This window comes from Hyphobacterium sp. CCMP332, assembly GCF_014323565.1.
Taxonomy (GTDB): Bacteria; Pseudomonadota; Alphaproteobacteria; order Caulobacterales; family Maricaulaceae; genus Hyphobacterium.
In genome coordinates, this window is record NZ_CP058669.1 from 1,675,927 (window position 1) to 1,689,064 (window position 13,138).

Annotated in this window: 14 protein-coding genes and 1 pseudogene; 11 read left to right on the forward strand and 4 right to left on the reverse strand. The window is 62.1% G+C overall.

Annotated features, from left to right (window positions below):
* Positions 1–2: 2 nt before the first annotated feature.
* Positions 3–467 (forward strand): DUF3429 domain-containing protein, encoded by a 465-nt coding sequence (locus HXX25_RS08565; RefSeq protein ID WP_187165518.1) that lies wholly within the window; start codon positions 3–5, stop codon positions 465–467.
* Here HXX25_RS08565 and pdeM read toward each other — a convergent pair.
* Both pdeM and HXX25_RS08575 read right to left on the reverse strand, forming a co-directional pair.
* On the reverse strand, positions 464–1,159 hold the full coding sequence (pdeM, locus tag HXX25_RS08570; RefSeq protein ID WP_187165519.1) for a ligase-associated DNA damage response endonuclease PdeM: 696 nt from the start codon (positions 1,157–1,159) through the stop codon (positions 464–466). The genes HXX25_RS08565 and pdeM overlap by 4 nt on opposite strands.
* The gene (locus HXX25_RS08575; protein ID WP_187165520.1) at positions 1,152–3,704 is read right to left on the reverse strand and encodes a ligase-associated DNA damage response DEXH box helicase; all 2,553 of its coding nucleotides are present in this window, start codon (positions 3,702–3,704) and stop codon (positions 1,152–1,154) included. The genes pdeM and HXX25_RS08575 overlap by 8 nt, the downstream gene beginning before the upstream one ends.
* A gap of 148 nt (positions 3,705–3,852) precedes the next feature.
* Between HXX25_RS08575 and HXX25_RS08580 the strand changes: the two genes are divergently transcribed.
* A complete protein-coding gene (locus HXX25_RS08580) occupies positions 3,853–4,806 on the forward strand; it encodes a hypothetical protein (protein WP_187165521.1) in 954 nt (317 codons plus the stop codon).
* Positions 4,807–4,859: 53 nt separating this feature from the next.
* On the opposite strand, the gene HXX25_RS08585 is transcribed toward HXX25_RS08580, so the two are convergent.
* Positions 4,860–6,491 (reverse strand): AbgT family transporter, encoded by a 1,632-nt coding sequence (locus HXX25_RS08585; RefSeq protein ID WP_187165522.1) that lies wholly within the window; start codon positions 6,489–6,491, stop codon positions 4,860–4,862.
* A 140-nt stretch (positions 6,492–6,631) separates the two neighbouring features.
* Between HXX25_RS08585 and HXX25_RS08590 the strand changes: the two genes are divergently transcribed.
* From HXX25_RS08590 to HXX25_RS14405, 9 genes and pseudogenes are all read left to right on the forward strand, one after another.
* Positions 6,632–7,462, forward strand: a complete 831-nt coding sequence (locus tag HXX25_RS08590) for a mechanosensitive ion channel family protein (RefSeq protein ID WP_187165523.1) — start codon at positions 6,632–6,634, stop codon at positions 7,460–7,462.
* Between the two features lie 39 nt (positions 7,463–7,501).
* Positions 7,502–7,837, forward strand: coding sequence for a DUF6460 domain-containing protein (locus HXX25_RS08595; protein ID WP_187165524.1), 336 nt, complete (start codon positions 7,502–7,504; stop codon positions 7,835–7,837).
* 63 nt (positions 7,838–7,900) lie between these two features.
* Positions 7,901–8,728, forward strand: coding sequence for a PleD family two-component system response regulator (locus HXX25_RS08600; RefSeq protein ID WP_187165525.1), 828 nt, complete (start codon positions 7,901–7,903; stop codon positions 8,726–8,728).
* A 52-nt stretch (positions 8,729–8,780) separates the two neighbouring features.
* On the forward strand, positions 8,781–9,275 hold the full coding sequence (locus tag HXX25_RS08605; protein WP_187165526.1) for a PaaI family thioesterase: 495 nt from the start codon (positions 8,781–8,783) through the stop codon (positions 9,273–9,275).
* Positions 9,268–9,684 carry a PaaI family thioesterase gene (locus HXX25_RS08610; protein ID WP_187165527.1) on the forward strand — a complete coding sequence of 139 codons (417 nt, stop codon included), beginning with the start codon at positions 9,268–9,270 and terminating at the stop codon, positions 9,682–9,684. The genes HXX25_RS08605 and HXX25_RS08610 overlap by 8 nt, the downstream gene beginning before the upstream one ends.
* 4 nt (positions 9,685–9,688) lie before the next feature.
* Positions 9,689–10,771 carry an AraC family transcriptional regulator gene (locus HXX25_RS08615; protein WP_187165528.1) on the forward strand — a complete coding sequence of 361 codons (1,083 nt, stop codon included), beginning with the start codon at positions 9,689–9,691 and terminating at the stop codon, positions 10,769–10,771.
* Positions 10,772–10,855: 84 nt separating this feature from the next.
* Positions 10,856–11,596, forward strand: coding sequence for a CPBP family intramembrane glutamic endopeptidase (locus HXX25_RS08620; protein WP_187165529.1), 741 nt, complete (start codon positions 10,856–10,858; stop codon positions 11,594–11,596).
* Between the two features lie 159 nt (positions 11,597–11,755).
* Positions 11,756–12,121, forward strand: coding sequence for a thiol-disulfide oxidoreductase DCC family protein (locus tag HXX25_RS08625; RefSeq protein ID WP_187165530.1), 366 nt, complete (start codon positions 11,756–11,758; stop codon positions 12,119–12,121).
* A pseudogene (locus tag HXX25_RS14405) lies at positions 12,096–12,236 on the forward strand (DUF2256 domain-containing protein). Before HXX25_RS08625 ends, HXX25_RS14405 begins: the two are co-directional and overlap by 26 nt.
* Here the strand turns inward: HXX25_RS14405 and HXX25_RS08640 are convergent.
* Positions 12,233–13,138: a histone deacetylase gene (locus HXX25_RS08640; protein WP_187165531.1), complete on the reverse strand. Its 906-nt coding sequence runs from the start codon at positions 13,136–13,138 to the stop codon at positions 12,233–12,235. The pseudogene HXX25_RS14405 and the gene HXX25_RS08640 overlap by 4 nt on opposite strands.

Consider the following 13,138-nt stretch of genomic DNA (forward strand, 5'->3'; position numbering starts at 1 on the left):
CGATGAGTTCGCGTCCGGTTTTGCCCTTTGTGCTCGGTATTGCCGGGCTTGTGCCGTTTGTGGGGCTGGCAATATTTTGGGCCTTCAGTTTTGGGCTTCCACGACCCACACCAATCTTTTGGATAGTCTGGTATGGTGCGGCCATCCTTTCGTTTCTGGGCGGATCAAGGTGGGGCGCGGAGATAAGCAATAATCCGCAAAGCCCAAATTCGCTACGACTAACTTTAGCAATGTTACCACCGTTGCTAGGTTGGTTGGCAGCAATATTGGTGAATGAATTGGCCTTTGGAGCAGCCTTGGCTCTGCTTATTGCGGCTCTTGGTTTTCAACTTGCCTGGGATATCCTTGCAATTCGATCTGGCATTTTTCCACGTTGGTACCTGCCACTCCGAATTTTACTTACCGTCGTCGCCGTCTTGAGTTTGCAGGCTGTTGCAGTCTCAGGCACTCAGCCTTTGTGGTTCTAGCCCACCACCCGCCGCGCCGGGATCGGATAGACGGCATCGCGGCCCATCACCCAGGCATCCGGGCAGCGACCGAAGACCGATGTGATCGCGGCATCGCGCACCGACAGCCCGCCCGCATAGGCCCCGAAGGCCGGAAGGATCATGCGGCGGCCATCGGTTGCAAAACAGCGCAGACGCCGCCCGCGCCCGGCGACTTTCGCCGCAGGATGAAGATGCCCGCAAATCTCGCCCGGCGCGTCACCCTCTGACGGTTCATGCCGAAGCATCAGCCCGCCGAGCGTCATGTCCGGCATGGTGCGGCCACCGAAACGCGCGGGCGGTTCCGGATCGTGATTGCCCTCGATCCAGATCCATTCTGAAGCCGATGAAACCAGCGCCGCAAGGCTTTCCGCGTCCGCGTCATGAATGCGATTGTCTGCGCCGAGATCATGAAAACTGTCGCCCAGCGCGATGACGGTCTGCGCACCGCAATCGGTAACCGCTTCAGACAGGCGCGAAATTGTCTTGCGCGTGTCGTAAGGCGGCAGGAGCTGTCCGCCGGCGGCATAGGCAGAGCCTTTTTCAAAGTGCAGATCGGCGACCAGCAGCGCCGAAAATTCCGGCACGAACAGCGCACCGGACAGGTGCGGCACGACCGCGACGCCATTGACGCGGCACATCGGCTCTTCGATTGTCTTCGCAGCCTCAGCCATTCGCCATTGCGTCCTTCACCAGATCATCGGCCGCATCCGCCAGAATGCTTTCCTGCGCTTCGCCGTAAACAGGTTCGCGCCCGATTTCGAGCATGACCGGCACGGCCAGCGGCGAGACCCGCGGCAGGTCGATGGAATGGATATTCCCCTTCACACGCTTCAGCGCATCCCCCAGCCGGCGAATATCCAGCAGCCCCGTCGCCGCATCGCGCCACGCCGCCTGCAAGAGGATATGATTCGGGTCGTGCTCGCGCAAAACATCATAGATCAGGTCGGCTGAAAACGTGACCTGACGGCTGGTCTTTTCATGTCCCGGCAGCCGCCGCTCGATCAGGCCGGAAATGATGGCGCATTGCCGGAAGGTCCGCTTCATCAGCGGGCTCTCCGCCAGCCAGGCATCGAGATCATCGCCCAGCATGTCTTCTGAAAACAGCGCGTCCATATCGACGCCGGAGAGATCGCGCAGCCCCCAGACGGCCAGCGCATATTCATTGGCGACAAAGCCCGTTGGCCGCATCCGCAGACGCTCCAGCCGCCGGGTCAGCAACATGCCCAGCGACTGATGCGCCAGACGGCCCTCGAACGGATAACAGACGAGATAGTGCTTGCCCCCGCGCGGAAAGGTTTCGACCAGAAGGTCATCCGGCTCCGGCAGGCGCGATTTTTCCTGTTGCAGGACGAGCCAGTCGCGCACCTGTTCGGGCAGAACAGTCCATTTTGCCGGGTCATGTGCAATCTCGCGCACCCGCTTTGCGAGATAGGTGGAGAGCGGAAACTTGCCGCCATTGTAGGACGGCACTTTCGGCTCCGGATCGGACGAGCGCGTCACCAGAGCAGTGTTCTCGGAAATCCCCTGGAATTCCAGTATCTGCCCGGCAAAGACGAAGGTGTCGCCGGGCACCAGTTGTTCGAGAAACCACTCCTCGACCTCGCCGAGGGAACGCCCCCAGCGCCTCATCGTTTTTCTCCCCCTGCTTGCGGGGGGAGTGGCCTGAAAGGCCGAGGGGGGCTGGCCCCCTCCGTCAGCTTTGCTGCCACCTCCCCCGTGAACGGGGGAGGAAAGAACAACTGGCAGCATCTCCGCTTCAATGATCGTGCCGACATTCATCCGGTGGCGCTGCGCCACGCGCGCATTGCGCGCCTGCCAGAGCCCGTCCCGGTTGCGGATCAAACGCCGGAAGCGCTCGTAATTATCCAGCGCGTATCCGCCCGTGGAGCAAAATTCCAGCACCCGGTCGAATTCACGGCGGGTAAGGCCCGCATAGGGCGCGGCCTGGGTGACTTCATGGAACAGGTCATCGCTGGATATGGCTTCGCCACACGCCCGTCCGGTCATATGCTGGGCCAGCACATCCAGCGCTCCGGCACGCAAGGGCTCGCCATCCAGCACGCCCTCGGACACCGCCATGCGCGCGGCTTCGCATTCCAGATGTTCAAACCGGTTGGCCGGAGCGAGAAGCGCCCGCGAGGGTTCGTCCAGCCGGTGATTGGACCGCCCCAGCCGCTGGATCAATCGTGCCGAGCCCTTCGGCGCGCCCATCTGGATCACCAGATCGACATCGCCCCAGTCTATGCCGAGATCGAGCGTCGAGGTGCAGACCACGGCTTTCAGCTGACCCGCCGCCATGGCGGCCTCCACCTTGCGGCGTTGCTCGACCGCCAGCGATCCATGGTGCAGGGCAATCGCCAGACCGTCATCATTCAGCCGCCAGAGTTCCTGGAAGGTCGCTTCGGCCTGCGCGCGGGTGTTCACGAAGATCAGCGACAGGCGGGCCTGTTTGATCGTCTCGTAAACTTCGCCCATCGCATGGCGGGCGGAATGCCCTGACCAGGGAATGCGCGCCTTGCTGGAGAGAATATCGATCTGCGGCTTCGGACCTTCGCTGCCGCGCACAATCCGGGCGAATGCCGGTATCTCCCCTTGCGGGGTGAGCCATCGCGCCAGCCCGCCCTCGTCCGACACCGTCGCCGACAGTCCGGCCCGCCTGGCCTCGGGGGCCCATTGCGCCAGCGTCGCCAGCCCGAGCGACAACAGATCACCCCGCTTTTGCGGGGCAAGGGCGTGGATTTCGTCAATGATGATGCGCTTGAGATCACCGAAAAACGCCCGCGCATTGGGTGAGGCGCAAAACAGCGCCAGCTGTTCCGGCGTGGTCAGCAATATGTCCGGTGGCTTGTCGCGCTGACGCTGTCGCTTACCGGCTGGCGTATCTCCGGTGCGGGTTTCGATGCGGATATCCAGCGCCATCTCCGCAACCGGCGTCATCAGATTGCGGGCGACATCCACCGACAAGGCCTTCAGCGGCGAAATATAGAGTGTGTGAAGCCGGTAGGACCTCTTCGGCCCCTCGGCGGCCACATCCGTCAGCGCGATCAGGCTGGGCAGAAATCCGCCGAGTGTCTTGCCACCGCCCGTGGGCGCGATCAGCAGCGCATCCTCACCGGCCTGCGCGGCGGCAATCATCTCCAGCTGATGCGGGCGGGCCCGCCAGCCGCGCGCCGCAAACCAGCCGGAAAACCGCGATGGCAGAAGACATTCATTCATGGTGTTGAAATCTAGCCCGGCCGACCCGGTCCGCACAGAACAGAATCCGTCATGGGGGACAATGTGAATGGCATTCCCGCTGCCCGGGTAGGGATATTCTGCTAGACAGGTCGCGGCTCGGGGGAGCGAAGACATGTGAGGGACAGGTATGGCTCACTCAGCCATTGAAGAATATCGCACGCTCGAAACCGCCTTTTTTGAGGCCACAAGGAAATCCGAACGCATGTCCGCGCGCTTTGCCGCTGCCGCCTGCATGGGGGCCGGTGATACGCCGGAGACACTGGTCCGCCGCACACTGCGCGAACGCGAGGCCATCAACACGCTCAAATCCGGATGGCGCAGCCCGTCCACCTCCATGCGTCTCGTCTACGCGGCCGCACTCGCCGCGTCGAAACGCGATGGCGGCGGGCTGGTCAAGATGATGGATACGCTGGCGACGGAACGCAAACGCCGCGGTGGCCGCAGCCTGTCATCGGCAGGCGCACCGGCGGCACTCGTCATGCTGTGCGCCGGTGGCAGTTATTCACAAGCCAGCATGTTCTTCGACATACTGGAAGAGGTCGCCGCGCCCTGGTGGCGGCGCAATCCGCCCGCCGAAGAAACCTATGCGGCAATGATGGCCGCTAGAAACGAAACCCCGGCGACCGCGATGAATCGCCTGGAAAAAGCACGCAACACACTCGCCACCGCCGGTGTTCCCAAAAGTGCGCGCAGCAAATGCGAATACGATGTCGCGATCGCCCATCCGCGCACCGATGATTTCACCTCGGCATGGACATCGCTCAATGTCGCCGTCCAACAGGTCCGCGGCTTGCGCCAGAGGGCGAGCTGGGCCGGGCTGGCGACACTGGCGGCTCAGGTCGAGGACGGTTCGAATGCCGGCGATGCCTTGATCGAGGCCGATGCCTTTGTGCGTAGCCTGCGCCCGCGCGTCACCAGCATGGTCGCGGGAAAGCTGGCCGTCCGGCTGGCTGCCACCATGACCGGCTTGCGCACGCCCGCCGGGGCCGCTGCCGATTATGCCGCCATTCTGGCCGCACAGGCAGCCATGATCGCGGCAACAACGGCTGCGACCACAGCCGCAGTCGTCGCCGCGACCTAATATCACCCGAAAGGAAGTTGAGGGGCCAGACCCGAAGGCCTGGCCCGTTTTCTTTAACCGCCAACAGCGGGGGCGATATATTCCACACCTGCGCCCGGTCCCAGCGGCCAGCCGAGATAGACCCAGCCCAGCATCATCAGGAAGCCGACCACCATCATCAGCACCGAATACGGCACCATGATCGCTGTCAGACTGCCCAGGCCGAAGCCCGGCAACCAGCGCCGCGCAAACACCAGGATAAGCGGGAAATACACCATCAGCGGTGTGATGATATTGGTCGCGGAATCGCCCACACGATAGGCCGCCGTGGTCGCTTCCGGCGAGACGCCGAGCAGCATGAACATCGGCACGAAGACCGGTGCCAGCAGAGCCCATTTGGCGCTGGCCGATCCCACAAACAGATTGATGAAACCGGTCAGCAGGACCAGCAGGGCCAATACGACCGGGATGGGCAATTGCGAGGATTCAATCGCACCGGCCCCGGTAACCGCTGTGATCAGGCCCAGATTGGACCAGCCGAACATCGCCACGAAATGCGCGGCCGCAAAGGCCAGCACCAGATAATAGGCCATGTCGCCCATCGCCTTGGCCATCATGTCAACGAGGTCGCGGTGGTTCTTGATCGTTCCGGCACAAACGCCATAGGCCGTACCGGCAGCCAGGAAGAGGATGAAGAAGCCGGCCACCAGAGACGTGAAGAAGGGCGAGAGCGCCGCCGTAACCGTATCTGCGGCCTCATCATAGAGCGGGGTGCCCGGTCCGAGGGTCAGAAACGCCCAGACCAGAACCACACCCAGCGACGCGATACCGGCCCACATCAGGCCCTTTTTCTGTCCGTCGGTCAGCGGCTTGGTCGGATCATCATCCTCGTCTGCAGCGCCGCCCGGTGCCACGCCGCCTGTCCACTTGCCCAGACGCGGCTCGATAATACGATCCGTGACAAACCAGATGATGGGAAGATAGAGGACCAGCAATCCGATGATGAAATAGGTATTGCCGGCGATATTCACGATATAGCCGGGATTGATCAGATCGACGCCCGCCTGGGTGATGCCGAATAACAGGGCATCCAGCTGTCCCGGCGCGATATTGGCCGAAAACCCGCCCGAAACACCGGCAAAGGCAGCCGCAATACCGGCAATCGGGTGACGCCCGGCAGCAGCGAACAGGACACCGGCCAGCGGGATCAGCACGACATAGCCGGCATCAGCGGCGTGATTGCCGAGCATGGCGATCAGAGCGACCACCGGGGTCAGAAGGAAGGTGGGCGCATTGCGAACACCGGCGCGCATCGCGGTGCCAAACAGGCCCGCGCGTTCCGCCACGCCTGCCCCCAGCATCACCACCAGCACATAACCCAGCGGGTGGAAGTGGGTGAAGGTCGTCGGCATCTGCGTCAGCAATTGTTGGAGATTCGCCGGACTGAGCAGGCTGGACACCGAGATGACGCCATCTTCGCCAATACCGAAACGCGCGCGTCCGGACTCGCCCAGCCCCGTCAGAATCTGATCGTTCAGGGGCACGGCAACGCCGAGAGCCGCGAGAACGACACTGATCACCACGAGGGCGGCAATCAGATAGAAAAAGATGAAGACCGGATCCGGAAGGGCATTGCCGGTCCGCTCGATGAAACCCAGAAATCCCTTCTGGGCATCCGGCTGCGCAGGTGTTGAATCAGACGCCATATCACTCCCCGAAAAATTGCGATTGAGAAGGGTTAACAGCCCCGGCAAAAAAGGCAACGCACGAGCCGCCAAACACTTGCACGGTCAGGCCAACGTGATAATCAACGATCCATCTTATCTAGACGGGCGGGACAGCAACAATGGACCAATTATTGTCGGACAATCAGGCACTGATCGATCAGATCATCGAGATCGTAATGAATGGCGGCGTGAATGTCGTGCTGGCGCTGGGCATTCTCATCATCGGCTACATGATCGCCGGTGGCGTGAAGCGCGCCGTGCTTCGTATGTCGTCGAAAAACCCGCGCATCGACCGGACCCTCGCCACCTTCTTCGCCTCCATGGCGCGTTACGCCATTCTCCTGGTGGTCTTCATCGCCGTTTTGAACCGCTTCGGTGTCGAGACAACCTCGCTGGTTGCGGCCATCGGTGCTGCCGCCTTTGCGGTCGGCCTCGCCCTGCAAGGCACGCTCGGCAATGTCGCGGCCGGCGTCATGCTGGTCTTCTTCCGCCCCTATTCGCTGGGCGATTTCGTCGAGGTCGGTGGCGTATCCGGCACGGTGGCGGATATCACCCTGTTCACGACCGAGCTCAACACCCCTGACAACAAGACCATCATCGTTCCCAATGGTCAGGCATGGGGCAACGTAATCACGAATTTCACGGTCAAGCCGACCCGCCGCGTCGATATCACTTTCGGCATTTCCTATGATGACGACATCAACAAGGCGATGGACGTGATCCGCGCCCACTATGATGCTGATGAACGCGTCCACAAGGACCCGGCCTTCTTCCTCGGCGTTATTGCTCACAACACCTCTTCGGTCGATATCGTCACCCGCGCCTGGGTCAACACGCCCGACTATTGGGCCGTCTATTTCGATGCCATGAAAGGCATCAAGGAAGCCTTTGACGCCAATGGCATCGAGATTCCCTATCCGCATCAGGTCGAAGTCCGCAAGAAGGCCTAAAGCCACAATGGCGCCGCAATCACGGGAAAGAGTGTGACGATGTCAGAGACAGAAAACCAACCCGCCCATGCTACGACGCCGCCCGAGCGTAAAAGCCGGATTCAGCGTCTGTTATCGGTAACGCCGGGAGACATTCTGCGCGTCGCCCTGATTTCCGTGATCGTCGGCATCGTGCTGGCCGCCTTCAATATCAATCCGGGCGATCTGTGGCAGGATTTCTTCGGCACGCTGGCCGAGGTCTGGGGCGAAGCCTTTGAAACCGTGACACGTCTGGCCCGTGGATCGGTGCAGTATCTGGTCCTTGGCGCGGTGCTGGTCGTGCCCATCTGGCTGGTCGTTCATATCATCCGCTCATTAGGAAAACGTTCACCCTGAATCCGGTTTTCGCGTGAAAAATCCGAAGCTTCATCTTAAGGATAACGGGCTTCGGAGGGGTGTATGGGCGCAGCAATTACCATCGAGAGTTTTGCACACTGGTCTTCACATGGTGACACGTGGAGAGACCGGCCCGTGCTCGTGCTCGAGCACGGTGCCCTGATGCGCCGCCTGATTACCAGCACCCTTGCCACTGCGGGCGCTCAGAACATCATGACCGCGGGCAGTGAAGCTGAGGCGAAGTCCGTCATCGAGCGAGATCTGCCCGGCATGGTGGTCGCTGACTGGCGCGGCGATCAACGCGATCACCGCAAGGGGCTGGCGCTTGTCAAATCCATCCGCGAAAGCAGCAATATCGCCTCTCGCGACGTGCCCATCCTCCTGACCTGCCAGCATTCCTCCCGTGTGGATGTCGAACGGGCCCGCGATGCCGGAGTCAGCGAATTCCTGAAAAAACCACTCTCCACTGCCGATTTCCTGCAACGTCTGGAGCATGCCGCCGTCCCCCGCCTTTTTGTCAAACAGACCCGTTTTGCCGGCCCGGATCGCCGCCGCACGACGCGCGAAGGCCGGCGGCCGCCGCCGCTCAAACGCAAAAAGGATGTCGAAAACGGCCTGGTCGATTCCCTCACCGCGGCCCGCAATGGCTGTCTGGCATTGGCCTATGAAGTAGCCCGCGACGGCTGCCAGCAAGCCCGCCGCGTCGCGGTCTCGCTCAACCGGTATCTCGGCGCCGTCCGCGAATTCGGTCCGAAGGAGAACGAAATCGTCGAAATGCACCGCGCCGCTCTGGTCCAGCTCGAACGCGCCCGCGATGCCAATGACGCCGTTCGCATCAGCGTGGTCCAGGGCCTCGAAGATGTGGTGAAGATGCGCCTGTCACGCCTCTAGCCCGGCTTTCCGATACAGCCTATCTGTGGGGCCTCTGCTGTCAGGATGCCCCATGCCGGAATCGCTTCAGGAATTACTCAACCGCCTTGCCCCGCTTATCGTCGATGGCTCGCCCCATGCCCAGGCGCTGGGCCTCGCGCTCGATGGTCTCGGCCCGGGACGCGCCACCATGCGCGCACCCTATCGCGAGGATCTGATCGGCGATCCGGAAACCGGCGTCATGCATGGCGGCGTGGTCACCGCCCTGCTTGATCATGCCTGCGGTGTCGCAGCCTTTTCCGGCCTCGGCGCGAAGGAGACCCCGGCGACGCTTGATCTGCGCATCGACTATATGCGCCCGGCGGAACCCGGGCGCGATATCATCGCCGAAGCCGAATGTATCCGCGCCCACGGCCTCATCGCCTTTGTCCGCGCCTCCGCACATGACGGCGATGAAAGTGATCCGGTCGCCATGGCCTCGGCGGCCTTCATGGTCACCCGGCCGTCGAAGGAAGCCGCGGAAAAAGCCCGCAGGATTATCGAGACCGGGAGTATGCCGCATGAGTGATGATCTCATCCGGACGCTGCTGGAAGCGCCTTATGTCGCCAAATTCGGTGTCCGCTTCGAGCGCAAGGGCGACGAGCTGACCGGGGTTCTGCCCTATGCGGAGCATCTGGTCGGCAATCCGCTGGTTCCGGCCCTGCATGGCGGCGCAGTCGGGGCTTTCATGGAAATCGTTGCGTCCGGGGCGTTGCTCGCCTCGCAGAAACTGGTGCGCCTGCCCAAGCCGATCGACGTCGCGGTGGACTATCTGCGCCCGGCGCGGCCCGTCGACGTCTATGCCCGCGCCATTATCGGCCGCTCCGGTGCGCGCGTTGCCAATGTCCGCGTCGAAGCCTGGCAGGGCCGCCGCGAAGCCCCGGTGGCCACACTGCACGGCCATTTCCTGATCAAGCCGGAACCGGTGGGCAACTGACCGGATGGCGGAAGTTGGCTGGATACTCTCCTGGGCCACATTTCTGCAGGCGCTTGTCTTTGCTGGAATCCTGTTTCATCCGGGTTTGACGGAAAGCAAAGCCAATCGGATCCTGCTGGCATTGATGCTGGTCTTCGCCATAGAGAAGGCTGATCAGATTTTCCTCGCCAGCGGCACCGTTCTGGATCACCCGCAATTTGCGATGACCGGTAATCTTTTCGGCGCGCTGATCGCGCCTCTGACCTATTTTCATATCCGCTGCCGCATAGATCCCGGCGCCCGGCTCAGCTTGCGGCAATGCTGGGCCTTCCTGCCCTTTGTGCTGCTCGTGGTCTATGCCATTGCCACCTATCACCGACTGGATGTTGAGGCGCAGCGTGCCCTCTTTGTCACGGGCGACATTCTCACGCCCGCCAACACGCTGATCATCCCGCTCATTGGCGATGCCGTCAGCCTCGGATTTCTCGGCGCCGCGATCATGGCGCTGCGCCAGCACGACATCCGCGTGCGCAACTGGTTCTCCAACATCGAAAACCGGACGTTGTCCGGGGTACGCACCGTGCTGGCCCTGATGCTGGTGATCATTGCAATCCACTTTGCGTGGACGGTCACTGGCAATAGCGGCGTGGGTATTCTGCTCGGCATCGGCCACTTCCTGTTGGTCAATGCGCTGGCGCTCGGGGCGCTGACTGCGCCGCGTGATACCGGCGATGCCGCAGCAGCCAACACGACAGCGCCGCGGCGCGAACAAACCGCCGATCAGATTGATCTTCTGAACCGCGCGCAGATCCTGCTGTCCGAGGACGGCCTATGCCGGGATGCCGATCTCACGATTGCGCGTTTGGCAAGGCGGTTGGGCGTGGCGCAGCGCGCCCTTTCCGAGGCCATCAATACCGGCGCAGGCATCAATTTCCACGTATTTGTCAATGCGGCGCGGATCGAGGCGGCCAGGGCCGCTCTCACGGCTGAGCCGGACCGTTCCATCCTCGATATCGCCTATGATTGCGGCTTTAATTCAAAGTCGACTTTCAACGATGCCTTCCGCAAGTTGACCGGCCAGACGCCGTCGCAATACCGGCAATCCTGAATCCGGACGTCCGGAATCGTGCATCCGGACGCCTGCGCGCCTGAATTCTCCAAAACCGGCTTCATCAACTGATGGAGCCACGCAATGTCCGAATCCAAAACACTCAAACCGATGGGGCTCATGACCTCGTCGCTGATCTTCTTCATCCCCGCTTTCTTGACCTTCCTTCTTCTGGTCCCCGGCCGCGATGCCGTCATTTCCATGGGTTATGAACCCCGAACCGCTTTCTTCATCGTGGGGTCTGTCGCCTTTGGCATGCTGTTTTTCGTCACGGCCGGTCTCTACATCGCCGAGGGTCATCGCTGGACATGGAGCGCCTTCAAGCAGCGCTTGCGCCTGAAGCGCATGAGCCGGAAAGAGTGGATCGTGACCCTCCTCCTCACCGTTTTCATTACCGCCGCCTATCTCGGTCTCTTATTCCTCGGCACCCGCGAATGGATCGCGGAATTCATCCCGATGCCGGGCTGGTACACGAATGAAGGCGAGGTGAACTCACCCATGCTCGGCGCCTACTGGATCATCTGGGCGCGGCTGGGCTTGTGGGTGCTGAACATTCTGGGCGAGGAATTCCTGTGGCGCGGCATGCTTTTGCCCCGGCAGGAAGTCGCGCATGGCCGTCGGGCCTGGCTGATCCACGGCACGCAATGGACGCTCTATCATGCCTGGAAGCCATGGGAGTTGTTGATGCTCTGGCCGGGCGATATCGCGCTTGCCGCCGTCTGCCAGATATTCAAGAGCACCACGCCAGGCATTGTCGCCCATGCTCTCTTCAACTTCATCCCGATCGTTCTGGTCACCCTCGTCGTCTTCGGCGTGATCGGGTGATCTCTCCCCCTCACCCTTCGCGCTGACGCGCTCTTCCCTCGCCCTCAAGGGAGAGGGAGGGAATGCGAGCCTTGCCGAGGCGAGTATTCGAGGGTGAGGGGACAGATGCGCCACCGCGCCGCATTTGATCGAGAGGCGAGACGCTCTAATTTGCGATTTATGAAAACCGATAGCATCATCGCCTATTATGACGGGCTCTGCCCGATCTGCGTCCACGAGATGAAGGTCTATGTGCGCCGCGGCCAGGGCCGTGTCCTCCTGCATGACGTCAATGGCGACATTCCCGATGATATCGACCGGCAGGCCGCGCTGGACGCGCTCTGGGTGCGCAAGAGCGATGGCGCGCTGGTGACCGGCTGGGATGCCTTCATCGCCATCTGGGAACGCAGCCCCGGCTTTGGCTGGCTCGCCGCTCTCACCCGCCCGACGGTCATCAAATGGCCGCTGGACAAGCTCTACCGCTTTCTCGCGCCTTACCGCCCCCGCCGGAAATGTGCCGATGGCGCGTGCGACCTCCAAAGCTGACCTGCCCACCAAGACCTGCGTCACCTGCGGCCGCCCCTTCACCTAGCGCAGGAAGTGGGAGCGCGTCTGGGACGAGGTGAAATACTGCTCGAAACGGTGCGCGGGGCGGCGTTAGCCTGCCCGCGCCACCTCCGCAAACGCCAACGCATGCCGCTTCGCAAGCGCGTCCACATCGCGTGAATACCCGCCGCCCATGACGACGCAGAGCGGCACGCCCGCCCGCTTCACCGTGTTGATGACATAAGCCTCACGCCGCGCCAGCCCGTCATCGGACAGATCCAGCAGGCCGAGCCGGTCCTCGCGGTGCGGGTCGACCCCGGCATTGTAGAAGACCAGATCCGGCCACTCCTGTGTGATCAGGCCCGGCAGCGTATCGGCGAGAACGCGCAGATAGGCATCATCGCCCGTGCCGGGCTCCAGCCCGATGTCGAGATCGCTGGCGATTTTCCGCCGCGGCCAGTTCTTTTCGCAATGCAGGGAAAAGGTGAAGGCGCGCTTGTCCTGCGCAAAGATTTTCGCCGTGCCATCGCCCTGGTGCACATCGAGATCGACGATCAGGATTTTCGAGACCGCGCCTTCCATCAACAGCAGCTTTCCGGCCACGCCGACATCATTGAAGACGCAAAAGCCCGCCCCGCCTTCGGGCAGGGCATGATGTGAACCGCCGGCCAGATTGCCCGGCACGCCGTGTTCCAGCGCCAGCCGCGCCGCCAACACCGTTCCGGCCACAGAATGGCGCGTGCGGTGCTCGATGAATGTCGTCACCTTGAAGCCGATCCGGCGCTGTGTGGCATCATCCAGCATCTGGCCCAGAACGCCCGCCACATAGCCGGGCTCATGCGCCAGCGTCAGCCAGCTTTCCGGCGCCGGAATTGGCGTGTGGTAATCCTCCATCGAGGCGACCACGCCGCCGCGCACCAGTTCTTCGGCCACGGCGCGATATTTGCCCATGGGAAAGCGGTGCGTGGCGGGCACGTCCGCCGCCACATAGAGCGGATGGAAAACCAGTGGCGTCAA